The sequence below is a fragment of the Marinobacter sp. UBA2688 genome (assembly GCF_002352785.1).
GTDB classification, from domain to species: Bacteria; Pseudomonadota; Gammaproteobacteria; order Pseudomonadales; family Oleiphilaceae; genus Marinobacter; species Marinobacter salarius.
On record NZ_DELU01000010.1, the window covers coordinates 313,573 to 335,496 of the forward strand.

At 56.5% G+C, this 21,924-nt stretch carries 23 protein-coding genes; 18 read left to right on the top strand and 5 right to left on the bottom strand.

All coding sequences use genetic code 11. The annotated features are described in order from the left end of the window. Window positions 1-139 precede the first annotated feature (139 nt). Together B3M52_RS06165 and B3M52_RS06170 are read left to right on the top strand one after the other, a co-directional pair. Window positions 140-1,153 (top strand): Fe(3+) ABC transporter substrate-binding protein, encoded by a 1,014-nt coding sequence (locus tag B3M52_RS06165; protein WP_036208249.1) that lies wholly within the window; start codon window positions 140-142, stop codon window positions 1,151-1,153. A gap of 88 nt (window positions 1,154-1,241) precedes the next feature. Continuing rightward, the gene (locus B3M52_RS06170; protein ID WP_091642017.1) at window positions 1,242-2,924 is read left to right on the top strand and encodes an ABC transporter permease; all 1,683 of its coding nucleotides are present in this window, start codon (window positions 1,242-1,244) and stop codon (window positions 2,922-2,924) included. A gap of 36 nt (window positions 2,925-2,960) precedes the next feature. Here B3M52_RS06170 and B3M52_RS06175 read toward each other — a convergent pair whose 3' ends face one another. Together B3M52_RS06175 and B3M52_RS06180 are read right to left on the bottom strand one after the other, a co-directional pair. Next, window positions 2,961-3,446 (bottom strand): thioesterase domain-containing protein, encoded by a 486-nt coding sequence (locus B3M52_RS06175; RefSeq protein ID WP_036208256.1) that lies wholly within the window; start codon window positions 3,444-3,446, stop codon window positions 2,961-2,963. Between the two features lie 72 nt (window positions 3,447-3,518). Further along, a complete protein-coding gene (locus B3M52_RS06180) occupies window positions 3,519-5,186 on the bottom strand; it encodes an AMP-binding protein (protein ID WP_036208260.1) in 1,668 nt (555 codons plus the stop codon). A 300-nt stretch (window positions 5,187-5,486) separates the two neighbouring features. On the opposite strand from B3M52_RS06180, the gene B3M52_RS06185 reads away from it, so the two are divergent. The 3 genes from B3M52_RS06185 (at window position 5,487) to B3M52_RS06195 (ending at window position 8,241) form a co-directional block, all read left to right on the top strand. Continuing rightward, on the top strand, window positions 5,487-6,473 hold the full coding sequence (locus B3M52_RS06185; RefSeq protein ID WP_286749132.1) for an ABC transporter substrate-binding protein: 987 nt from the start codon (window positions 5,487-5,489) through the stop codon (window positions 6,471-6,473). 61 nt (window positions 6,474-6,534) lie between these two features. Further along, window positions 6,535-7,437: an ABC transporter permease gene (locus B3M52_RS06190; RefSeq protein ID WP_286749134.1), complete on the top strand. Its 903-nt coding sequence runs from the start codon at window positions 6,535-6,537 to the stop codon at window positions 7,435-7,437. A gap of 9 nt (window positions 7,438-7,446) precedes the next feature. Continuing rightward, window positions 7,447-8,241: an ABC transporter ATP-binding protein gene (locus B3M52_RS06195; RefSeq protein WP_007152408.1), complete on the top strand. Its 795-nt coding sequence runs from the start codon at window positions 7,447-7,449 to the stop codon at window positions 8,239-8,241. A 61-nt stretch (window positions 8,242-8,302) separates the two neighbouring features. Here the strand turns inward: B3M52_RS06195 and B3M52_RS06200 are convergent, their stop codons facing one another. Next, on the bottom strand, window positions 8,303-9,112 hold the full coding sequence (locus B3M52_RS06200) for a DUF6160 family protein (RefSeq protein WP_075196871.1): 810 nt from the start codon (window positions 9,110-9,112) through the stop codon (window positions 8,303-8,305). 586 nt (window positions 9,113-9,698) lie between these two features. Between B3M52_RS06200 and B3M52_RS06205 the strand changes: the two genes are divergently transcribed. The 4 genes from B3M52_RS06205 (at window position 9,699) to B3M52_RS06220 (ending at window position 13,844) form a co-directional block, all read left to right on the top strand. Further along, the gene (locus B3M52_RS06205; RefSeq protein ID WP_075196872.1) at window positions 9,699-11,837 is read left to right on the top strand and encodes an adenosylcobalamin-dependent ribonucleoside-diphosphate reductase; all 2,139 of its coding nucleotides are present in this window, start codon (window positions 9,699-9,701) and stop codon (window positions 11,835-11,837) included. Between the two features lie 28 nt (window positions 11,838-11,865). Continuing rightward, on the top strand, window positions 11,866-12,555 hold the full coding sequence (locus B3M52_RS06210; protein ID WP_075196873.1) for an NrdJb: 690 nt from the start codon (window positions 11,866-11,868) through the stop codon (window positions 12,553-12,555). Window positions 12,556-12,871: 316 nt separating this feature from the next. Further along, window positions 12,872-13,264, top strand: a complete 393-nt coding sequence (locus tag B3M52_RS06215; protein ID WP_075196874.1) for an HNH endonuclease — start codon at window positions 12,872-12,874, stop codon at window positions 13,262-13,264. Between the two features lie 97 nt (window positions 13,265-13,361). Further along, entirely contained in the window at window positions 13,362-13,844 is a 483-nt protein-coding gene (locus B3M52_RS06220; protein WP_075196875.1) for a GNAT family N-acetyltransferase, read from the top strand. A 322-nt stretch (window positions 13,845-14,166) separates the two neighbouring features. Here B3M52_RS06220 and B3M52_RS06225 read toward each other — a convergent pair whose 3' ends face one another. Next, window positions 14,167-14,676 (bottom strand): hypothetical protein, encoded by a 510-nt coding sequence (locus B3M52_RS06225; protein ID WP_075196876.1) that lies wholly within the window; start codon window positions 14,674-14,676, stop codon window positions 14,167-14,169. Between the two features lie 131 nt (window positions 14,677-14,807). Between B3M52_RS06225 and B3M52_RS06230 the strand changes: the two genes are divergently transcribed. From B3M52_RS06230 to B3M52_RS06265, 8 genes are all read left to right on the top strand, one after another. Continuing rightward, window positions 14,808-15,437: a LysE family translocator gene (locus B3M52_RS06230; protein WP_075196877.1), complete on the top strand. Its 630-nt coding sequence runs from the start codon at window positions 14,808-14,810 to the stop codon at window positions 15,435-15,437. Between the two features lie 10 nt (window positions 15,438-15,447). Then, window positions 15,448-15,801, top strand: coding sequence for a TfoX/Sxy family protein (locus B3M52_RS06235; protein ID WP_075196878.1), 354 nt, complete (start codon window positions 15,448-15,450; stop codon window positions 15,799-15,801). Between the two features lie 80 nt (window positions 15,802-15,881). Then, window positions 15,882-16,622: a substrate-binding periplasmic protein gene (locus tag B3M52_RS06240; RefSeq protein ID WP_075196879.1), complete on the top strand. Its 741-nt coding sequence runs from the start codon at window positions 15,882-15,884 to the stop codon at window positions 16,620-16,622. A 14-nt stretch (window positions 16,623-16,636) separates the two neighbouring features. Then, complete coding sequence (locus B3M52_RS06245; protein ID WP_075196880.1) at window positions 16,637-17,740, top strand: DNA glycosylase AlkZ-like family protein; 1,104 nt, start codon at window positions 16,637-16,639, stop codon at window positions 17,738-17,740. A 70-nt stretch (window positions 17,741-17,810) separates the two neighbouring features. Continuing rightward, complete coding sequence (locus B3M52_RS06250; protein ID WP_075196881.1) at window positions 17,811-18,353, top strand: DinB family protein; 543 nt, start codon at window positions 17,811-17,813, stop codon at window positions 18,351-18,353. Between the two features lie 78 nt (window positions 18,354-18,431). After that, window positions 18,432-18,884: a GNAT family N-acetyltransferase gene (locus B3M52_RS06255; protein WP_075196882.1), complete on the top strand. Its 453-nt coding sequence runs from the start codon at window positions 18,432-18,434 to the stop codon at window positions 18,882-18,884. Further along, complete coding sequence (locus B3M52_RS06260) at window positions 18,881-19,177, top strand: hypothetical protein (RefSeq protein ID WP_075196883.1); 297 nt, start codon at window positions 18,881-18,883, stop codon at window positions 19,175-19,177. The genes B3M52_RS06255 and B3M52_RS06260 overlap by 4 nt, the downstream gene beginning before the upstream one ends. 3 nt (window positions 19,178-19,180) lie before the next feature. Beyond that, window positions 19,181-19,411, top strand: a complete 231-nt coding sequence (locus B3M52_RS06265) for a DUF2798 domain-containing protein (RefSeq protein ID WP_036208309.1) — start codon at window positions 19,181-19,183, stop codon at window positions 19,409-19,411. Window positions 19,412-19,426: 15 nt separating this feature from the next. Here B3M52_RS06265 and B3M52_RS06270 read toward each other — a convergent pair whose 3' ends face one another. After that, window positions 19,427-20,602 (bottom strand): DUF418 domain-containing protein, encoded by a 1,176-nt coding sequence (locus B3M52_RS06270; RefSeq protein WP_075196884.1) that lies wholly within the window; start codon window positions 20,600-20,602, stop codon window positions 19,427-19,429. A gap of 193 nt (window positions 20,603-20,795) precedes the next feature. On the opposite strand from B3M52_RS06270, the gene B3M52_RS06275 reads away from it, so the two are divergent. Then, entirely contained in the window at window positions 20,796-21,857 is a 1,062-nt protein-coding gene (locus B3M52_RS06275; protein ID WP_075196885.1) for a serine hydrolase, read from the top strand. Window positions 21,858-21,924: the final 67 nt, after the last annotated feature.

The window sequence follows — 21,924 nt, forward strand, 5'->3', positions numbered from 1 at the left end:
ATTTCCGAGATAAGTTGGCAACGGTGTATTGACACTCAGCGCAACACAAATAAGAATAGTTGGCATTGTTAACTACCATTACGTCTCACTACACGTATAAAGATCACCCCTTACCCAAAACCATAAAGGAATACCTACCATGAAAATGAAACTTGCGGCGACTGCCATCGCAGCAGCCTGCGCGCTGCCCCTGCAGGCCAGCGCTGACGGCGAGGTCAACATCTACTCCTACCGCCAGGCTTACCTGCTGGAACCGCTGCTGAATGCATTCCAGGAAGAAACCGGGATCGAAACCAACGTCGTCTTCGCCAAGAAAGGCCTGGCAGAGCGACTGGAGCGTGAAGGACGCAACAGCCCCGCGGACCTGGTGATGACGGTGGATATCTCCCGCATCAACGAGCTGGTTGAGCGCGACCTCGTTGAAGGCATTGAAAACGAAACTCTGCAGAGCAACATCCCGCAGAACCTTCGTCATCCTGACGGCAAGTGGTTCGCCCTCACCACCCGCGGCCGGCTGATCTATGCCTCAAAGGAACGTGTTGAAGAAGGCGAGATCACGACCTACGAGCAACTGGCGGATGAAAAGTGGGATGACCGCATCTGTACCCGCAGCGGCAAGCACCCTTACAACATTGCCCTGTTCTCCTCCATGATCGCCCACCATGGCGAAGAAGCCACTGAAGAGTGGCTGGAAGGCCTGAAAGACAACCTGGCACGCAAGCCCCAGGGCGGTGACCGTGACCAGATCAAGGCCATCCATGCCGGCGAGTGCGACATTGCCATCGGTAACAGTTATTACTACGGCAACATGCTGAACGACGAGAACCAGCGCGAGGCCGCCGAGTCCGTACGTCTGGTATTCCCCAACGCGGCTGGCCGTGGCACTCACATCAACATCAGCGGTATCGCCCTGACCAAAAGTGCGCCCAACCGTGACAACGCCATCCGCCTGATGGAGTTCCTGTCAGAGCCCAAGGCACAGCAGATTTACGCCGAGGCCAACACCGAATACCCGGCCAACCCCGACGTAAAGCCCTCCGGCATGGTGGCCGAATGGGGTGAGATTAACCCGGACGACCTGTCTCTCCAGGAAATCGCGGAAAACCGCAGCGCAGCGGTGAAGATGGTTGATCGCGTCGATTACGACAACTAAACCAGCCATGTATTGAAAAAGCCGGGACTCAGGTCCCGGCTTTTTTGTACAATCCGCACCCTATTCCCAATTCACCCAAAGGAAACCTATGTCCGAGGCCATTGAACAGACCGGGGCGAGATACCCCCTGCTGGCAAAACGGACCTCGAAACGCTGGCTGATCACCGCCGCAGTGACCACCGCCATCGTGGCGCTTCCGGTACTGTCGGTGCTTATCCTGGCGCTGTTTCCGGAAGAGAATATCTGGCCTCACCTGCTGGACACCACGCTTCCCCGCTATCTGGTTACCACACTCCAACTCATGGCCGGCGTGGCTTTCATCACGCTGGTTATCGGCCTCGCCAGCGCCTGGGCGGTCACTATGTGCGACTTTCCCGGTCGCAAGTTTTTTGAATGGGCCATGCTGCTACCCTTTGCGGTGCCTGCCTATGTCATTGCTTATGTCTATACCAGCCTTCTGGATTACGCCGGGCCGGTTCAGACCGCCATGCGGGACTGGTTTGGCTGGCACAACGCCGCCGACTACTGGTTCCCCGAAATCCGCAGCCTGGAAGGCGCCACCCTGATGATCGGCCTGGTGCTCTATCCCTATGTATACCTGCTGGCACGGGCCGCGTTCCTGGAGCAATCCCCTTCCCTGTTTGCGGTCAGCCGTAGCCTGGGGCATTCCGCCATCAGCACCTTCTTCCGGGTGGTGCTGCCGATTGCCCGGCCTGCCGTAGCGGTTGGCCTGTCGCTGGTATTGATGGAAACCCTGAACGACTTCGGTACGGTGGATTTCTTTGCGGTACAAACCCTGACCGCCGGCCTGTTCGACACCTGGATGAACCTGGGGAATCTGGGAGGCGCCGCGCAGATTGCCACCACCATGCTGGCCTTCGTCGTTATCCTGGTGACCCTGGAGCGCTATTCCCGGCGCAAACAGCAACAATTCGCAGCGCGGGACAACCGCGAGCCAATCCGCCGCTTTACCCTGTCACGCCCGCGCCAGTGGGTGTGCGTGGCCGTGTGCGCCGTACCAGTGATCTTCGGTTTCCTGCTGCCAGCCGCCACCCTTGGTCACTATGCCTGGGAGTACTTCGACGAAAGCTGGAACCCGGACTTCGTTCGCAACACGCTCAACAGCCTGTTTCTCTCGGGAACCGCCGCGCTGACCACGCTGATCATTGGCGTCACCCTCGCCTACAGCCGCCGCCTGCACGATACCCGGGGCATGCGCGTGATGATGCGGCTTTCCAGCCTGGGCTACGCCATGCCCGGGGCCGTGCTCGCAGTGGGCGTGATTGTGCCGCTAGCCGGTTTTGACAACTGGGTGGATGGCATCCTGAGGGACAACTTCGGGGTCAGCAGTGGGCTGCTGCTTAGTGGTACCGCCTTTGCGTTGGTGTTCGCCTATACCGTTCGCTTCCTGGCGGTCTCCGCTGGCAGTGTGGAAAGTGCCCTGCAGAAAATTACACCCAGTATGGACATGGCCTCCCGGTCCCTGGGCCATACACCGGGCAATACACTGCTGAAGGTTCACCTGCCGATGTTGCGGGGCACCTTGATTACGGCGGCGTTGGTGGTGTTCGTGGACTGTATGAAGGAGCTGCCGGCGACGTTAATCCTGCGGCCCTTTAATTTTGAAACCCTGGCCACCTACGTGTACCAGTTTGCCTCGGACGAGAAGCTCGCCCACAGCGCCCTGCCGGCATTGATTATCGTGCTGGCCGGCATCATTCCGATCATCCTCATGAGCAAGTCCATTTCCGACACCCGGGCCATTAGCTGACGTTCGCCGCCTTCAAGCGGCAGCCGGGAAGTCCGCTTAGATCACCGAACGGGATTGCGCGCCCTGAACCACAAAACGGCCCTGGAAAACCGCAACGGGTTCTCTGACGGGTTCCGTGGTGGGTTCGCCGCAATACACTTCAGCAATCAGGGAAAGCCTGCCCTTGCCGTGGCGGGCCAGGCTTTTTCGGAATCGGTCAGGGACTTCACCGCCGGGGAGGCGGCACAGGGCGAAGAAGTTCGTGTCTACCGGCTCAATGTGCTCAATTTCACCTACCTGGATCACCACCTTTCCGGCCAATCCCAAGTCGGTCAATACCAGCTCAACCAACCCCCAGGCGGAAATCACTGCAACCGAGTAGACACTCCCCCCGAAGCCAGTCCCCTGGTGGTTGTGGTTGGGGGCCAGCGGAGCACTGACCAACAACGCATGGCCGTCATAGGAAACCAGCTCCACACCCAATGCTTCCGAGAGCGGAATCATGTCATAAATGCGTTTCTGAAACCGGGCTAACTGAGTCATATTCCCTCCTGAATATGTCTTCAGTTTATGCCCGTTTCAGCGCTTTCCCTATGCGACTTACGTCGGTTTTCTCTACTGCCAGATGACCGGCTCACGTTTTGCGTACCAGGAGTCCACATTTTCCTGATACGCATCCTCCACCACATTACGCTTCAGCTTCAGTGTCGGGGTCAGGAAGCTGTTCTCGATGGACCATTCATCGCTGACCACGGTAATGAACGCCAGTTGCTCGTGAGGGTCCACGGTCTTGTTGACGTCCGTAATCAACTGCTTGAAGCTGGCCTCGATGTCCTTGCGGAATGCTTCATCAGCCATCTTCGGACGAATCTCCTCGCCCAGCATCACCAGCGCGTGGGGTTGCGTCTGGTTGGCCCCGGAGACACACACCATTTCGATGGCCTCGTGAGACATCAGGCGGTTCTCGATCGGTGCGGGGGCGATGTACTTACCCTTGCTGGTCTTGAAGATTTCCTTGATGCGGCCGGTCAACTTCAGGCGTCCCATCTCGTCGATTTCGCCTTTGTCGCCGGTTTTCAGGAAACCGTCCTCTGAGAAGGTTTCGCGGGTTTTCTCTTCGTCCTTGTAGTACCCCATCATCGTGGCCGGGCTTTTCACCAGCACTTCGCCCTCGTCGCTGATCTTCATTTCCACGCCGGGCAGTGCTTCACCCACGTAGCCGGTGCGGGAACGGCCAGGCTTGTTCATGTGGGAATAGGCAAAGTTCTCGGACATGCCGTAGCCTTCCAGCAGTTCCAGCCCCAGGTTGCGGTACCAGTCCAGCACATCGTTGGAAAGAGGTGCGGAGCCACTGCCAGCCAGTTTGACCTTGTTCAGGCCCAGCCCTTTGAGCACCTTCTTCTTGATCACCTTGTTCAGTAGCGGAACCTTCAGCAGCTTTTCCAGCTTCTCCTTGGGCAGCTTCTGCAAAACGCCGTGCTGGAATTTCACCCACAGGCGGGGCACTGACAGGAACAGCGTCGGCTGTGCCCGCTGCAGATCCTGGACAAAGGTATCCAGCGACTCGGCAAAGAACAGCTGAAAACCGGAGTACAGCGAGCCCAGCTCCACAAACGTGCGCTCGAAAACGTGCGCCAGCGGCAGGTAAGACAGCATGCGCTCTTCCGCACCCACGCCCAGCACCTGGGTGCCACCGGCAGCCGCAAATGCCATATTACGGAAGCTCAGCATAACGCCCTTCGGCCGGCCGGTGCTGCCAGAGGTGTACACAATGGTGGCCAGTTCATCCGCATCCCGCTGGGTGTTCTCTTCCAGTGGCGGGTACTTGCCCACAAGGTCGTCCCAGGTTTCAAAATCGTTGGGCGGGCTCAGTGGGTAGGAAATACAACGCACGGACTCCGGCACGCCGGACTTCATCTGATCCCAGTCGTCCAGCTTACCGACAAACAGAACGTCGCATTCGCTGTGGTTAAGGATGTAGTTCACCGTATCCGCGTTCAGGGTCGGGTAAAGCGGCACGGAGATGTGGCCGGCCATCCAGATGGCCCAGTCCGACATGATCCACTGCGCGCAGTTCTTGGATATGATCCCGACTCGGCTCTTCTCCGGCAGGTTCAGGGATTTCAGGTACGAGGCCATCCGGCGGGCTTCGTCCACCGCGCGCTTCCAGGTGTATTCAACCACCTTGCCGTCGCCAATGGGCTGAGTCAGGTACAGGGAATCCGCTTTGGCGTGTTCCCAGTGATAAACCATATCCAGGGGGAGTTTGTCAGTAGTGTCCATGGACCTTCCTTGCGTTGTGTTATTTTTGAGTTATCAGTGTTTTTATTATGTAAGGGCTGCACTGCATTAGACTTTAGTAGCCTATTTCACCACAGCCGTCACCATCAAAACGTGACGGAACTAAAACTATTCCGCATCACATGTACTTTTAAGCTGGCATACTGCCGCGCAAATCCCTGTAAAAGGTACCTTCCCTTACCCATCAATCCAATAGCCTGTGATAAACTCCCGCCCCATTATTAAACGCGCGTTCGATCTCCCGGCGCGCCAAACAGTCTGAACAGACCCGGAGACCGGTTTATGGCCAACAAGATTCTGCGCACGCTGATCGGCACCGCCCTGCTGGCAATGGCTGCCATTGCACCCGCCACTGCACAGAGCGACGAACAGCGGGTGGTCGCCATCACCCAGATTGTGGAGCATCCGGCACTGGATGCCGTTCATCAGGGCGTACGGGACGAACTGGAAGCACAGGGATACAAAGACGGCGAACAGGTTCGCATCATGCACGAAAGCGCCCAGGGCAACGCCGCCATCGCGTCACAGATTGCCCGCAAGTTCGTGGGTGAAGGCCCGGACGTGATCGTCGCCATCGCCACGCCGTCGGCACAGACCATGGCCGCCGCCGCTCGCCAGACTCCAGTCGTCTTCTCCGCGGTGACCGACCCGGTCGGCGCCAAGCTGGTGAAAAGCCTGAAGGCTCCGGGAGCCAACATCACCGGCGTGACCGACATGCTGCCCATCGAACGCCACCTCGACCTGCTCGAGCGGGTGGTGCCAGACGCCAAACGCATCGGCACCGTCTACAACCCCGGCGAAGCCAACGCCGTGGCATTGGTGGAGCTGCTTGAAGAGCGCCTGCAGGCCCGTGACATGGAACTGGTCAAAGCCGCCGCCACCAAGACCTCGGAAGTGCTCGGTGCGGCCCGCTCCCTGGTAGGCAAAGCAGACGCCATCTACCTGACCACCGACAACACCGTGATCAGCGCCGTGGAAGCGGTCATCTCCGTGGGCGAGCGTGCCAGCATTCCGGTCTTCGCCGCTGACACCGCCACCGTCGGCCGTGGCGCCGTTGCTGCCCTTGGCTTCGACTACTACGACCACGGCCGCCAGACCGGCGCCATGGTGGCCCGCATCCTGGAAGGTGCCAACCCCGGTGACATGAATGTGGAATCCGTGGACACCCTGGAACTGTTCGTGAACCCCGCTGCCGCAGAGCGCATGGGCATTACCCTGTCCGACGACCTGATCAGCGACGCGAAAAAAGTCGTAAACAGCGACAAGTAACCCACTGTTAGCGGGCGGCCTCACAAGGGCTGCCCGTTTTCATTTACGGTGACCCTATCCCATGCTTAGTAACATTGCCTTTTATGGCGCCATCGAAACCGGCCTGATCTACGGGCTGGTCGCCTTCGGTATCTACCTTTCGTTTCGCGTACTGGACTTCCCGGACCTGACCGTGGACGGCAGTTTTCCCCTGGGCGCCGCCGTGGCAGCCGTCCTTATCATTGAAGGCGTTAACCCCTGGCTGGCCACCGGCGCCGCCGTGATTGCCGGCATGGGTGCCGGTGCGGTAACCGCATTGCTGAACGTCAAACTCAACATTCTCAACCTGCTGGCGTCCATCCTCACGATGATCGCGCTGTATTCCGTGAACCTGCGCATCATGGGCCGGCCCAACATTGCCCTGCTCACCGAGGAAACCGTGCTCACACCCTGGTACGAGCTTGGCCTTGCCTACCATCAGGTGCCGGTACTGTTGTTCATCCTCGTGGTGATGGTAAGCCTGTTGTTGCTGTGGCGTTTCATGAAATCCGAAACCGGGCTGGCCATGCGCGCCACCGGCGCAAACCCGCGAATGGCCCGTGCACAAGGTATCGCCACCGGTGCCATGATTGTGCTGGGGGTTGCCGTCTCTAACGGCTTGGTAGGCCTCGCCGGTGCCCTGTTCGCCCAGAGCCAGGGCGCTGCAGACGTGACCATGGGTGTGGGCGTGATCGTGATCGGCCTGGCCTCACTGATCGGTGGTGAAGCCGTGCTTACGCCGTCTACGGTTCTCCGAGCCCTGATTGCCTGTGTGATCGGCGCCATCGTCTACCGCCTGGCCATTGCCCTGGCGCTGAACGCTGACTTCCTGGGGCTACAGGCCCAGGACCTGAACCTGATCACCGCCGTGCTGGTCACCCTGGCCATTGTGCTGCCCGGTGTTCGCACGTCCGTTGCCGCGCGGTTTACCCGCAAAAAGGCCTGAGGAGGAAGCATGATTACAGCAACCGACCTGACCCTCACCTTCGGCAAGGGCACGCCGCTGGAAAACCCGGCCCTTCGAGGCATGAGCCTGACCGTCAACCAGGGCGAATTCGTCACCGTGATTGGCAGCAACGGCGCCGGCAAATCCACCTTCCTCAACGCCCTCGCCGGTGAGGTCATGGTGGACAGCGGCAACATCATCGTCGACAACCAGGACGTAACAAAGCTGCCCACCCACAAACGCGCCGGCCGGGTAGCCCGCGTATTCCAGGACCCGCTGGCGGGCACCTGTGAAGGCCTGACCATCGAGGAAAACCTGGCCCTGGCCATCAAACGTGGCCAGCGCCGTGGGCTGAGCGCAGCCGTAAAAGCCCGCTACATGGACCAGTTCAAATCCAGCCTGGCCTCCCTCAACCTGGGCCTGGAAAATCGTCTGGGCGACAAGATGGGCCTGCTTTCCGGCGGCCAACGCCAGGCCGTCAGCCTGTTGATGGCCAGCCTGACACCCTCCGCCATCCTGTTGCTGGACGAACACACCGCCGCGCTGGACCCGAAAACCGCCTCCTTCGTGCTGGATCTGACCACACAGATCATTGAAGAACAGAAGCTCACCGCGCTGATGGTCACCCACAGCATGAAACAGGCGCTGGAAGTGGGCGACCGCACAGTGATGCTGCACCAGGGCCAGGTGGTGTTCGATATCGCCGGCCAGGACCGGGAAGGACTGGAAGTGAAAGACCTGCTGGAACTGTTCGAGAAGCAGCGCGGGCTGGAAGTGGACGACGACAGTTTGTTGTTGGGCTGATCACGCTCGCCGGCAAACTCGTCTACGGGGCACCTTGCATGCCCCGTAGACAGTTTGGTCACTAGTGACCGTACACCCGCATCTGGGTATTGGTGATCGCCAGATCATCAATGAAGATCTGGCCGATCGAGGCCTGCCCTACAATCACCTCCTGCATACCGATGTCCGCCGCAAAGCTGGGCATATCGATCGCCAGGGAGGAACCACCGTCTGCACGCTGGCCGTTGTAGATATACAGATCCACTTCCGCGAACAGGTCCAACACGCTCGGGAAGGTCTGATCGTAGTCCGCACCGGTCAGTGAAAGGCCACGAATGCCCACGGCCGCAAACGGCACATCGAAATCCATCACTTCAATAGCGAACGCCGAACGTAGCCGCATGATGTCGGTGTCTGTATCAATGTGGATAGAACCACGCCCCAGCACACCCTCGATGAACAGGTTGTCCATCAGTGCCGTGTTCTGGCCGCCCTGCCCCCACAATTCCCACGCACCGGAGGTCACACGGAAATCTATGGCATTGAAGAATTGCGGGCGGATATTGATGGCCGCATCGCCGTCGGCGAGCACATCAATATCGATACGGATGTTGTCCAGAAGATCATTGGAATCCGGCCCACCCAGGCCATTGAAACCAAAGAAGTCTGTCCGTTCCGCACCGCCAATACTGATATCACTGACCGTTAGCGAGCCTTCATCGGTGTAGATAAAGCGGTCCATATTGATCTTGGTTTCCAGCTCAATGGACACACCGGCCTGGCCGGTAATATTCCCCATTGTGCTGTCCTCCAGCATCACAATGTCTGCCATTGCGGCAGCAGGCAACCCTGCGACGCCCAGCGCAAGCAGTGTTCGTTTCAGGCCTTTCATTATTATGTTCCTTTTATAGTAGTTTTCACTTCCTGTGGGCCACTACCTCTTACGACTCCACATCACTACTTTAGCGACAGGTACAAAACGGGTACGTGCATCGGTCACATTTAACTGACTTTATGAACCTTTTTTCAGATTTTTCGCTGCGCAGTTTTTGACCACAACATCTAGTGGTTTCAAGTAAAATGCCTCAACGCGGCGTTTCTGCGGGCATTTCAGGATATTCAAGCATTCATCCATTGATTTTCTTTCGCTATGAGCCGCAATCTATAGTTGTCTTCTTATTCACAGACCACTATATCCTGTTATACTCACCTCATATTCACCCATATATAGGGTTTGCTCGGCCCGCTCACCACAAACGGCGCGCCAGTAAATCACGCGGGTGACCATCTTTCCTGAAAACCCGCTGTTACGCCCTTTCCAGGGCGGACAGCAGGTTAGAAAAACACCAGATCTAGTGTTTCACCGGATCTGAAGCATAACGGCCTTCCAGGCTGAGACATCTTAACGACACATGGGGTATGGCCGGCTGCGGTTTGCAGCGGTCATCAAAAGACATACCGGACATCCGAGGGTGGCAATGAACGCTAAAGCACAGGCAGTGGTAACAACAATCCCGATGCAGGAAGCTTCGCTGGACATCTGGAACAGCAAGTACCAACTCAAAACCAAGACCGGCGAACCCGTCGATAAGGACATCGAAGCAACCTACGAGCGTGTTGCCACTGCCCTTGCCGAAGTGGAAAACAAAGCCAACCGCGCCAAGCACAAGAAAGAATTCGTCTGGGCCCTGCGCCACGGTGCCATCCCCGCTGGCCGCATTACCTCCAACGCCGGTGCGGAAGCCCACAAACCAGCCACGTCCACCATCAACTGCACCGTGTCTGGCTCCGTTCAGGACTCCATGAACGACATTCTGGAGAAAAACCACGAAGCCGGCCTCACCCTCAAAGCCGGTTGTGGTATTGGTTATGAATTCTCCACCCTGCGCCCCCGCGGTGCCTACGTCGCCGGTGCGGGTGCCACCACCTCCGGCCCGCTGTCGTTCATGGATATATTCGACCGCATGTGCTTCACCGTGTCTTCTGCCGGTGGCCGCCGTGGCGCGCAGATGGCCACCTTCGACGTACACCACCCGGACGTCATCGACTTCATCCAGGCCAAGCGTGAAGACGGCCGCCTGCGCCAGTTCAACCTGTCGCTGCTGATCACTGAAGACTTCATTGAAGCCGTGCGCAATGGCGACGACTGGCACCTGTCGTTCCCCGTCACCGAGAAAGAAGTGGAAGACGAAGGCCTGGACCTGTCCGACACCACCCAGTTCGTGTACCGCGACTTCCCGATCCAAAAAGGTTACGTGGTCAATGACGAAGGCAAGGTTGCGTGCCGCATCTACCGCACCCTGAAAGCCCAGTTCATCTGGGACACCATCATGACCAGCACCTACGACTACGCCGAGCCAGGGTTCATCCTGATCGACAAGGTCAACCAGATGAACAACAACTGGTTCTGCGAAGACATCCGCGCCACCAACCCCTGTGGCGAACAGCCTCTGCCCCCGTACGGCAGCTGCCTGCTGGGCTCTGTGAACCTGACCATGTTCGTGGACTACCCGTTCACCGACAAGGCCAGCTTCAACTATGAGAAGTACCGCAAAGTCGTGGGCATCTTCACCCGCATGCTGGACAACGTAGTGGAAATCAATGGCCTGCCGCTGGAAGAGCAGCGCCACGAAATCACCTACAAGCGCCGCCACGGCATGGGCATCCTCGGCCTGGGCTCCACCCTCGCCATGCTGCGTATGCCTTACGGCTCGTCCGAATCCGTGCAGTTTACCGAAGAAGTCGTACGTGAAATGGCCGTGGAAGGCTGGCGCCAGTCCCTGGCCCTGGCCGACGAAAAAGGCCCGGCGCCGATCATGGATGACGAGTTTGAAGTTACCCCAAAGATGCTGACCAAGTGCCCGCAGCTGTCCCAGGACGGCTACAAACTGGGCGACAAGCTCAAAGGCAAGGTACTGCACGCCAAGTACAGCAAGTACATGCAGCAAATTGGCAGCGTGGAACCAAAGCTGATCGAACAACTGGCAGAGAAAGGTGGCCGCTTCACGCACCACACCTCCATCGCGCCCACCGGCACCATCAGCCTGTCACTGGCCAACAACGCCAGTAACGGTATTGAACCCAGCTTCTCGCACCACTACGCGCGCAACATCATCCGCGAAGGGCGCAAGACCAAGGAAAAAGTCGACGTATTCTCCTTCGAGCTGCTGGCCTACCGCCACCTGGTCAACCCAGGTGCCATGCCCTTCTCCGAAGAAGAAGACAAGCGCCTGCCCCACTACTTCACCACGTCTGAAGACGTGACGCCGGCGCAGCACGTGGACATTCAGGCCGCGGCCCAACTGTGGGTGGACTCGTCCATCTCCAAGACCGCCAACGTGCCCCAGGACTTCGCGTATCCGGACTTCAAAGACATCTACATGTACGCCTACGACAAGGGCCTGAAGGGTTGCACCACCTTCCGCTTTAACCCGGAAGCCTTCCAGGGCGTGCTGGTTCAGGAGAAAGACCTGGAAAACACACTGTACGAATTCACCCTGGACGACGGCAGCAAGGTGACCCTCAAGGGCAACGAACAGGTGGAGTACGACGGCGAGCTCCATAACGCCGCCAACCTGTTTGATGCGCTTAAAGAAGGCACCTACGGCAAATACTGATCCCGGGAACCGACACAGGACAACGAACATGACCGTTAAAATCAGCAACAAAATCGTCGGCTACCGAGTAAAGAAAGCCGATCCCGAAGCAGCACAGCCAGCCGCACAGCCGGAAAGCAAACCGGTTGAGATGAACGAATACATCGAGCGGCCGGACTTCCTGCTTGGCACCACCTACAAGATCAAGCCGCCGGTGGCCGAGCACGCGATGTACATCACCATCAATGACATCCTGCTCAACGAGGGCACCGACCACGAAAGCCGGCAGCCGTACGAAGTGTTCATCAACTCCAAGTCGATGGAACACTTCCAATGGGTCATCGCCCTCACCCGCGTTGTCTCCGCCGTGTTCCGCAAAGGCGGCGACGTAACCTTCCTGGTGGAAGAGCTGCGCAGCGTGTACGACCCCAACGGTGGCTACTTCAAGAAAGGCGGCGTATTCATGCCCTCGCTCGTCGCCGAAATCGGCGCCGTGATCGAGAAGCACCTCAAGGCCATCGGCCTGATTGAAAGCGAGGAAATGAGCGAAGTCACCAAACGCATCCTCGCCGAAAAACGCGCCGAATTCGAAGCCAGCCACACCACGGCCACGAACGACGACAAAGCCGGCGACTACCCGCCCAACGCCACCATGTGCGGCAAGTGCAGCACCAAGGCGGTGATCGTGATGGATGGATGTGCGACTTGCCTGTCTTGTGGCGATAGTAAGTGCGGTTGAGGTGATTGACTGCAATGAGTGATGAGAAGGCCTGGAGTGTAAAAGCTTCGGGCCTTTTTGTTTTTGGGGTCACCGGAATCATTGGACCGCTTTATGATTGCGGAAATGCGACCGTTTCATGATTGCGCAGTATAGAACCTGCGAACTTGGTTGTTTTGCTTTGCAAGTTATTGGATTTACGGCTAGTTTTAGCGAGTATTTAAGGGGTTTCCGAGATCGTGAAACGTAATAACGAAGCGGTCAAATTTTGGCAATCACTGAGACGTCGGTCTAACTGCTGTTATACGTTTAAATCGATTGGACACGGAGAAGTCATATGAGCCGAGATGAAGCACGAACTGCTTTGAATAAGCTAGGTTGGCCCGACTGGATGTTAGATTTGGGCGTCAGGGCAAATTTTCACTGTGAGTACTGCGACAAGGATATGCTGGCTGACGTGGATTCATATGACGGATGGCAAAAGGATCACATCGTTCCCAGTGGTGGTGACGATGTATCGAATCTTGCTATCGCCTGTAAGACATGTAATTTCATAAAGCGTGCTAGTGACCCTCGGACTCTAGCAACTGGTGAAGACCGAGATTCGTTAGTGGCGGCGGCACGACAAATTGTAAGTGAGCGCCGGGCAAAAAAGGAAGAGATACTTCAAGAAACAAAGTCCGCTGTTGCAGCACTTCTAGGTCATAACCATGCATCGGGCAACGTATAACCAGTCGCTTAAGTCTGTTACCGGCCTGACGGCCATCCACCGGACGCCACTGTCGTGGCGCCGCTTAGCTCAGCGTTGGGCGGCAAAGTGAACAGTGATGACTACTGAATTCAAGCGGCTAACTGAAGTCGATAGCTCCGAAATTATCGAACTAATGAATAATCCGTTGGTGCGGCGGCATATGCCTTTGGCAACCAGTTGTTTCGGGGAAAGCGACTGCGAGGAATTTATTGCTGCAAAAGAACGGCTATGGAAAGAAGATGGTTACGGTCCGTGGGCGTTTGTCGTTGATGGTCAGTTTGTCGGCTGGGGTGGATTACAACGCGAGAACGGGGAAGCTGACTTGGGATTAGTACTGCACCCGGATCATTGGGGATTAGGGAAAATCCTCTACAGCGAAATAATTCGTCGAGCTTTTGGAGAAATGGGTTTCGAGGCGGTCACGGTGCTCCTCCCGCCCACGAGGAAGAATATTAAAGGCTTGCTGCGTTTAGGCTTCCGTAAAAATGGGCAATTAGAGGTCGCAGATAAAACCTTCTTGCGTTATCGGCTCGAAAAAAGGCAGAGCTCAATTGGATAATCTCCAGCAACAGTACGAGTCGACGAAATTGCCGCCCAACTCAGGCGTTGGAGCTGTAGAAAAAGCCCCGCGGTTATTTTGTGTTGGCGCTTCAACGAAAACCGGGATAGATCTATTTAACCCAACGCCGCCATATGAAATCGCTGAGCCATACGGTAAGCAGCAGCTATAACACACAGCGTGTAGTGCTCCTTGTTCCCAGCAAGCGTTTTCAGAAATTTGCTTCTGGCCTCCTTCGACAACCATTTCAGAGCATTTTTGCCGGGGCCTAGTGGTTCTGAAACAAACTTCTTCGCTTCGTCGCATTCGCCTTTTTCCGAGATTAGCTCGTAAGCTCCCTGATGTGGTTGATCACCTCTTGATACCGCTCTTCAGTCCCCTGAATCACGATGTGATGAATAGCTGCCCGGTCAAACACATACAGATACCCCGACCTGTGCTGTTTGCTGTAGGTGCCGAGCAACTCGAATTGGCCGACCTTCTGGCTGGTCACTTCCCCTTCCGGCAAACCAAACTCCCTGCCCCGCTCTTCCGCAAGCACTTGCAGCCAGTTCGGTAGTACGGAGCGCTTTTCAGGAATAAATATGGACTGAATAAACTCGACGGTGACACCTGTGAGGTCCACCTGCGAATACATGGATTCCCCATCGACAACCTGGTGAGACAGTACCCAATCATCGTATTTCAGGATGAGCATATTGCTCGAATGGGAGATCAATTCAGGCTCCGGATATTCCAAGGCCAGATCTTGCGAGACTACCAACGTGCCGGAATAGCCCAGGCTGGGGAGAGAAACTAACAACGCATAGGCTAACGCGCGGAATCCTTCCATGTTCGCCTCCATGTGAATTGGTGATAGCCTAGCGAAAGAAAAGCGATATTGAAATATCCATTGAATCCGATAGACGATTCCCATTACGAAGCCAAGCACGACGCAGGCTCTAGCTTTCAGCAGGCGATCTCATGACAATTGAATCCTGGTTTACCTTTGTCGTCGCGTCAGCGGTTCTACTGGTTATTCCCGGCCCTACCATTCTGGCCGTCATCAGTTATTCCGTTGCTCATGGTCGCCGTGCCAATATTCCTCTGGTGGCTGCGGTCGCGCTCGGTGACTCTACGGCATTGTTTGCTTCACTTTTGGGCTTGGGGGCGTTGCTTGCGGTATCTGCGTTTTGGTTCACAGTTGTAAAAATAACGGGTGGTTTGTACCTGCTTTACCTAGGTATCAAGTTGTTTCGGGCAGGTTTCTCTCCCACTGAAATGGCGGAGCCAGCGCCTGACTCCTCCCATTTGAAGTTGTTCACCAACACGTATTTAGTAACGGCGCTCAACCCAAAGGGCATCGTTTTCTTCATGGCTTTTTTACCGCAATTCATCACGCCGGGTGGAAACGGGGTGTTCCAAATGTGGTTGCTTGCAGTCACTTTTGTTGCCTTGGCGACCATCAATGCCACGCTTTACACAGTTTTCGCATCCTCGGCACGTCGGCTGCTTGTCTCGCCCAAAGCACAGCGTAGGTTTAATTTTTCAGGTGGTGCGTTACTTTCAACAGCAGGTGTTTGGGCATTGTGTGCCAAACGTCCGGCGATATAGAAGCGAACGAATGAGCGAATTCGTCGAAAACCTCAACGATGTTTTTTGCCAGTTCGGCCCGGTTTCCGTCCGGCGCATGTTCGGCGGCTATGGTGTGTACCACGATGGCTTGATGTTTGGCCTTGTTGCGGATGACGTTCTGTATTTGAAGGTCGATGGAGAAACGATGGGGCGGTTTACAGAGCTGGATATGGAGCCGTTCGAATACGAGAAAAATGGCGCTAAGATTAAGATGTCTTACTACATGGCACCGGAGAGCATTTTCGAGGATTCTGAAGCGGCAAAAGAATGGGCGGCCCTGGCGTTCAATGCGGCGCTCCGGGCCAGGAAACCAGCAGCAAGAACCAAGGCAAACAAGAAATGACAACCTACGTAATCGACCATGGACTTACCCCGGTATAGTAGGCGCTCCTAGCCTAGGATCGGAGCATAAGAGGAGTTTTCATGAGAGTAGGCTTGCTGATCATCGTGGCATTCTGGTGCCTTCCAGTTTCTTCCCAAACGCTCGAAATTATGGGGTCGGACGAGGGTTTTCTGCCGTTTTATTACGGTGACAACCTTAACAAGGGCATTCTGGTCGAGGTGATCAATGAGTTCAGCCTGGAGGCCGGTATTACAGCCGGTTTTCGCCCGATGCCGCGCAAGCGCCAGGCCTGGGCCCTGGAAAAAGGACAAGCCAACGCGGTTTTTGCCAACCCGTTGTGGATGCCGCTACCAAGCCGGATGCACGCCGTCGGACCGGTGTTAACCTGGCGTGATCGTCTGTTCGCACAACCTGGCCGACAACCGGCTTCCTTCGATGATCTTGATGGCAGCATCTGTCTGCGAAAATGGTTTGTCTACAGTGATCAACTTGAGCGGCGGATTGGTACCAACCTGGCCCGCCATGACTCTTATAATGCCCAACAGATGCTGGGCATGTTTCTGAACAAACGCTGCGATTACGCCGTCATGAACGAAATGGAGTTCCGGTTTCTGGCAAAGTTGGTGGAAGTCGATCCGGATTTTTACAGCACGGAACTGATCGACGCCGAATGGCCGGTCTATCTTGGTATCCTCAAAACCGAGGCGGCTCTGATTGAAGCGGCGGAAGCTTTTTTCGCTACCCGCACGGTTGATGCGGAAGCCATGCTACCCAAACTGCCGCCGCCGGACCGGCACATCTCGATTCAGCCGGACAAGTAAGGCAACTGATTACTATGACCGCTACCCTCACCATGGATCATTTGCGCCGCTACGCCATCTCGCGCAGTCTCTTCAAGCCGACCACTTTGGCACGTGCGATTAATAAACTGGGTTTTGTCCAGCTCGACCCAATACGAGCGCCGGCACGGGCGCAGGATTTGATGCTCCGCCATCGTGTTATCGACTACCAGGCGGGTGACCTGGAGGCTCGCTACCCGCGCCTGGCGATCGAGGAAGATTTCTTTATCAACTACGGGGTTCTGCCCCGCACCACTCAGCGCCTTATGCACCCGCGCACGGCGCGCACCGAGTGGCCACGCTCACGCTGGGAACAGGCGCAGGCGGTGCAGGAATTTGTGCAAAGCCGTGGTGTCGTTCACCCGCGCGAGGTGGACTCAGCCTTCGAGCATGGCACCACCAAGAATTGGTTCGGCGGTAATAGCCGTGCCAGTACGCAGCTCTTGGACGGCATGCATTATCGTGGGCTGCTGCGTGTGGCAAAGCGCGAAGCCGGGGTACGCCTGTATGCGCCGCCGCTCGCTGATGAGCACGACGCGGTGAACCCGGATACCACACTGGACGCATTGGTCGACGTCGCAGTCGCAAAGTATGCCCCGCTGCCTGCGGCTACGCTCAGCCGCCTGGTAACGAGCGTGAGTTCTTCAGCAGTCCCGCAGTGGCGCGAGCGTCGTCGTGAAGCTCTCGCGCGTGCAAAGGCTCGCCTGCCCCAGGCGACAGTGGATGGCTGTCGCTGGTTTTGGCCCATCGGAGAGAATCCTGGCAGCCGCCGCTTTGCGGGTGACGATGTGCTGGATGACCACCTGCGCCTACTGGCACCCTTCGACCCCCTAGTTTGGGACCGCGATCGCTTTGAGCGTTTCTGGGGCTGGGCCTACCGTTTTGAGGCCTACACTCCGGCGCCCAAGCGGGTACGTGGTTACTATGCCCTACCTATGCTGTGGCGCGGTCATGTCATAGGCTGGGCAAATGCTGCCGTACGTGATGGGCAATTGGAGCTGGAGCCAGGGTATGTGCGCGGGCATGCCCCAGACGACACAGCGTTCAAGCCAGCGTTGCAGGACGAGCGGGTACGCCTCGAGCGCTTTCTTTCGTTGTGAGGCTCGGTATGCGGGCATAAAATGAGAGCAGTGTACTTGAAGTGACACCCTCCACCAAAGAGAAGCCCCGATGAGTCTGAAAGAACATTTCCAATTATTGGCCGCTTACAATCAGTGGATGAACGCAAAGGTCTATGAAGCGGCTGGTCGCCTCTCCGCCTCGGAGTTAGCCAAGGACCGTGGGGCCTTCTTCGGCTCCATTCTGGGAACGCTCAATCACATCGTTGTGGCTGACACCCTATGGTTCAAACGTTTCGTGACCCACCCATCCTGCCTGGACTCATTTCAGGCTGTCGTTGATCTTGAAAACCCTAAGAGCCTGGATCAGATTGTCTTTGACGATCTGGACGGCTTGAAGGAACACCGGATCTGGCTGGATCGCCAGATAATCGAATGGACATCCCTGCTTTCAGAAGAGGACCTGGATTTTGTTCTCACCTACCACAACATGAAAGGTGTTTCCGCCAACAAGCGGTATTCGAGCCTGGTTCTCCATTTCTTTAACCATCAAACCCACCACCGCGGGCAAGTTTCAACGTTGCTGTCGCAGGCAGGCGTGGATGTTGGCGTTACCGACCTGTTGGAACGGATTCCGGATGAAACGCAGGTATAGCACCACAAACAACCTCATCCGGTCCTTTTTACCTACGGGTTGGGAGGTAACGATGAACTCTGGTAGCAGGTCTTTTGAATGAATATGGATATCTCGATCCAGCAAGGAACAGCTGAACACCTCTCGGGCATACACCACCTTGTTCTGGAATGGGGGTATTCCTCCAACGAATCTCAGACTGGGGCATGGCTAGAGGCGTTGTTGGAATCTCCGAGCCATCAGATATGGGTGGCCATTTCTGATGCCGCAGTGGTTGGGTGGGCGGTCGCCGAGAGGCGTATTTCTATCCGTGAGCTGTTTACCTCTGAGATCACTGGGCTGGTTGTGAGCGCCAATGTTCGACGGGCGGGTGTTGGGCGCTTGCTCGTTCAGGCTGTTGAAGACTGGTCCCGCGCCAAAGGGCTGTCACGGGTTGTGGTACGATCCAATGTGAGTCGTTCGGAGTCCCATGGGTTTTACCCGTCTATCGGTTTCGAGCATACAAAGACGACTCATGTTTATGTGAAAGATCTGGATGGGTCCACGCTATGAAGTGCATTTTCACCATACTTTTGGTCATAGGCCTTATTGGTTGTGCATCGCAACAATCAGCCGTCGATCTGAAGAACTCGGATTCTGCCATCATTGGTGAAAAGCCCGAAGGTTATCCAAAAACCTTTATCAAACGCCTGCCTGATTTGCCCGGCTTTTGTATTGAGGTGACAGAAGACTGGAGAAAACATCCGTATCAGGGTGAGACGATCTGGCTGAAGGAAAAAACGATAGAGAGTCTGAACTGCCCTGGGGAACCCTTGCCGGGCTCTACCAATGTATTGAAGAGATAAAGAATGATTGACCGCAAATATCACAGAATCGTATTTTCGTTTTTCATGTCACTGTTGATGTCCTGCATCATGTCGCTGGTGATCAGCGTTTTTAACGTGGGGTGGACCAGCAATATCGTTTCAATCTGGCTGAATGCCTGGCTTTTTGCGTTTGTCGTCGCCTTTCCCACCATCATGCTGGTGTCGCCCGTGGTTCACAAGCTGGTCAGCCTGGCGTTGAAGGACGAGGCTTGATTTCTATTTCTATTTCTATGCCTCTGCTCGGAGCAACCTCGGCCGCTTGCGCTTCATCTGCCAGCGCCAGAGCCATTCCAGGGGCCCTTGGGTGAACAGCCGCAGCCAGACGGCGCTGAAGATCATCTGGGCGATGAAAAATACCGTTGAATACAGCATCAGCGCTGCGAGCGAGAGTGAGGCGAAGCGGTCGCCCCACATGCCATAGAACACGCAGATGCAGACGGCGGACTGCAGAATGTAGTTGGTGAGTGCCATACGACCGGTTGGCGCAAGGGCCGAGCGAACCGCCCCGGTCAAGCGTCCCCTGCCCCGCCACCAAAGCAGCAGAACGGCACCATAGCCCATGGCAAGCAACGGTGGAGCGCCTACACCGCCCAGCAAACTTACAACCCTGTGGGCCAGGCTCTCTTCACCCAGTTTGACCTCGGCCATGGCCAGGGCGGTGCCGACCACCAGGCCAACCAGTGCCACCACAATCAATAGCCGGACATGGCCCGAATTGCGCTCCGCCAGGTGCAGGCGGGCAGCAGCGGCGCCAAATAGAAACATCGCCATCACCCGTAGGGGGCGCAGGTGTTCAATCCGATCCAGAAACACGCTGACGCTGAGGTAGGCATTGGCTTCGACCACCTCCAGGTAACTCCCCCCACTCAGGGCTGGCACATTGTCCTGCAGCAGGCGCAGTGAAAGGCCGCTTCCGAGATCCGCCAACCCCAACTGGGGCTCGAACCAGAGTGCTACACCCGTGACTACCAGCAGGGCAACGCCGCAGGCAGCCAGCGTTGGAGCGCGAACGTTCAGGAAGGCCCCCAGGAAAAGCCCCATTACCCCGTACAGCATGAGGATGTCCCACGGGGATAGGAACAGAGAATGGGCGGTGCCAATAACCAGCAGCCCCAGCATTCGCCGCAAGTGATAGCGGACGGGGCTTTGCTGTACCCGCTGGGCCAGCATCATGAAGCTGTAACCAAACAGCAGGGAGAACAGGCTATAGAACTTGGCCCGCACCAGGATGTCCAGCCAGGTGGCGATGGGTTCGTCCCATTCCGACCAGGTTAACGCTTGCCTTGTGTCAGCGGAGACGAACCCCCAGCCCGAGAACACCTGAATATTAATCAGCAGGATACCGAAGATGGCAAAGCCCCGAAGGGCATCCAGACCGTCAATACGTTCGCCTTTGCTCGCCATTTCGGATACTCCCTGCGCCGCAGTTGGGTTCTTTCCCTATAAACGCAACCTTCGCATATCAGGTTTAGCGGTAATAGATGAAGATCGCTTGAAGGCTACCGGATCGTAACTGGCGGTTCGTTGACAGCCGTCGGACAGTGCACGCAGCATTGGAACCCTTAGCATTTGTAACCCGGCGCAAACAGGGAGCCCCATGAATCTGCAACCTATCTTCTCGCAGGCCGGTGCGGCACTGTTGGCCCTCTTCGTTCTCAGCCTGGGTTCTGTGGCCCAGGCCGATGACTGGTCCCCGGCTCTGCAGAAAGAAATCGAACGCATTGACCGAACCTTCTCTGGCGATCTCGGGGTCTACATCCGTCATCTGGGTACGGGTCAGAAGGTTTCTCATAACATCGACCAGGACTGGTATCTGGCCTCTACCGTCAAAATTCCGCTAGCCATCGTATTGATGCAACGTGCCGAGAACGAAGGCCTGGATCTGGAGCAGAAACTCACTCTCCGGGCTGCAGATTATGTGGATGGCACTGGAGATCTGCTCTGGGTGGACCCCGGTGCCCGTTACAGCCTGAAAGAGCTCAACAGACGCTCTATTGTCGACAGTGACAGCACAGCAACCGACATGTTGATACGTTTTCTTGGCGAGAAATCATTCGGAGAGGATGTGGCACGGCTGGTTCCCGAAGGGCTGGGGCCGATTACCACGATCCTTCAGGTGCGCTACGACGCATACAGGGAAGTTCACCCCAGTGTTTCGGTGCTGACCAATCGTGATTTCATCGATCTGAAAACCGCCCGCACCTACCAGGCGCGGTACGATATGTTGCTGGAAAAACTCAACATCACTGCACGAGAGGCGGATGCCAAAGGCGTGCGTGAAGCCTTTGAGCGCTATTACCAGCGGGGAATCAACTCAGGCAGTCTCGAAGCCTTCGGGGCATTGCTGGAGCAACTGGTCAGGGGCGAACTGTTGAATGACGCCCACACGGACCAATTGCTGGGGTATCTATCCGAAATAACCACGGGTGATCACCGGATTGCAGGGGGCTTGCCAGCGGGCACCCATTTCGCCCACAAAACCGGCACCCAGGTGGCCCGCTCCTGCGATATCGGCCTGCTCAACCCCCAGGCACCCGATGAAGCGGTTATCGTCGCGGTTTGCGCACGCGATTATGCAGCCCTGTCGGAAGCGGAAAGAGCCTATCAGGCGATTGGCAAGGCGCTGCATGAGTCGGGGCTAACGGGAACCGTAGATTAAGGCGCGTCACCCAATTCCAAACTCAACCAATCATGCTAGGCTGATCTCAAACAACTTGAACCAGCCA

What these genes read in the sequence shown, in the direction of transcription:
- B3M52_RS06185 (WP_286749132.1), top strand. Translation starts at nt 5,487, where the DNA reads ATGGCCAACAAGATTCTGCGCACGCTGATCGGCACCGCCCTGCTGGCA.
- B3M52_RS06275 (WP_075196885.1), top strand. Translation starts at nt 20,796, where the DNA reads ATGAATCTGCAACCTATCTTCTCGCAGGCCGGTGCGGCACTGTTGGCC.
- B3M52_RS06215 (WP_075196874.1), top strand. Translation starts at nt 12,872, where the DNA reads ATGAGCCGAGATGAAGCACGAACTGCTTTGAATAAGCTAGGTTGGCCC.
- B3M52_RS06230 (WP_075196877.1), top strand. Translation starts at nt 14,808, where the DNA reads ATGACAATTGAATCCTGGTTTACCTTTGTCGTCGCGTCAGCGGTTCTA.
- B3M52_RS06180 (WP_036208260.1), bottom strand. Translation starts at nt 5,186, where the DNA reads ATGGACACTACTGACAAACTCCCCCTGGATATGGTTTATCACTGGGAA.
- B3M52_RS06265 (WP_036208309.1), top strand. Translation starts at nt 19,181, where the DNA reads ATGATTGACCGCAAATATCACAGAATCGTATTTTCGTTTTTCATGTCA.
- B3M52_RS06190 (WP_286749134.1), top strand. Translation starts at nt 6,535, where the DNA reads ATGCTTAGTAACATTGCCTTTTATGGCGCCATCGAAACCGGCCTGATC.
- B3M52_RS06220 (WP_075196875.1), top strand. Translation starts at nt 13,362, where the DNA reads ATGACTACTGAATTCAAGCGGCTAACTGAAGTCGATAGCTCCGAAATT.
- B3M52_RS06270 (WP_075196884.1), bottom strand. Translation starts at nt 20,602, where the DNA reads ATGGCGAGCAAAGGCGAACGTATTGACGGTCTGGATGCCCTTCGGGGC.
- B3M52_RS06260 (WP_075196883.1), top strand. Translation starts at nt 18,881, where the DNA reads ATGAAGTGCATTTTCACCATACTTTTGGTCATAGGCCTTATTGGTTGT.
- B3M52_RS06240 (WP_075196879.1), top strand. Translation starts at nt 15,882, where the DNA reads ATGAGAGTAGGCTTGCTGATCATCGTGGCATTCTGGTGCCTTCCAGTT.
- B3M52_RS06235 (WP_075196878.1), top strand. Translation starts at nt 15,448, where the DNA reads ATGAGCGAATTCGTCGAAAACCTCAACGATGTTTTTTGCCAGTTCGGC.
- B3M52_RS06195 (WP_007152408.1), top strand. Translation starts at nt 7,447, where the DNA reads ATGATTACAGCAACCGACCTGACCCTCACCTTCGGCAAGGGCACGCCG.
- B3M52_RS06245 (WP_075196880.1), top strand. Translation starts at nt 16,637, where the DNA reads ATGACCGCTACCCTCACCATGGATCATTTGCGCCGCTACGCCATCTCG.
- B3M52_RS06205 (WP_075196872.1), top strand. Translation starts at nt 9,699, where the DNA reads ATGAACGCTAAAGCACAGGCAGTGGTAACAACAATCCCGATGCAGGAA.
- B3M52_RS06175 (WP_036208256.1), bottom strand. Translation starts at nt 3,446, where the DNA reads ATGACTCAGTTAGCCCGGTTTCAGAAACGCATTTATGACATGATTCCG.
- B3M52_RS06250 (WP_075196881.1), top strand. Translation starts at nt 17,811, where the DNA reads ATGAGTCTGAAAGAACATTTCCAATTATTGGCCGCTTACAATCAGTGG.
- B3M52_RS06165 (WP_036208249.1), top strand. Translation starts at nt 140, where the DNA reads ATGAAAATGAAACTTGCGGCGACTGCCATCGCAGCAGCCTGCGCGCTG.
- B3M52_RS06210 (WP_075196873.1), top strand. Translation starts at nt 11,866, where the DNA reads ATGACCGTTAAAATCAGCAACAAAATCGTCGGCTACCGAGTAAAGAAA.
- B3M52_RS06255 (WP_075196882.1), top strand. Translation starts at nt 18,432, where the DNA reads ATGAATATGGATATCTCGATCCAGCAAGGAACAGCTGAACACCTCTCG.
- B3M52_RS06225 (WP_075196876.1), bottom strand. Translation starts at nt 14,676, where the DNA reads ATGGAAGGATTCCGCGCGTTAGCCTATGCGTTGTTAGTTTCTCTCCCC.
- B3M52_RS06200 (WP_075196871.1), bottom strand. Translation starts at nt 9,112, where the DNA reads ATGAAAGGCCTGAAACGAACACTGCTTGCGCTGGGCGTCGCAGGGTTG.
- B3M52_RS06170 (WP_091642017.1), top strand. Translation starts at nt 1,242, where the DNA reads ATGTCCGAGGCCATTGAACAGACCGGGGCGAGATACCCCCTGCTGGCA.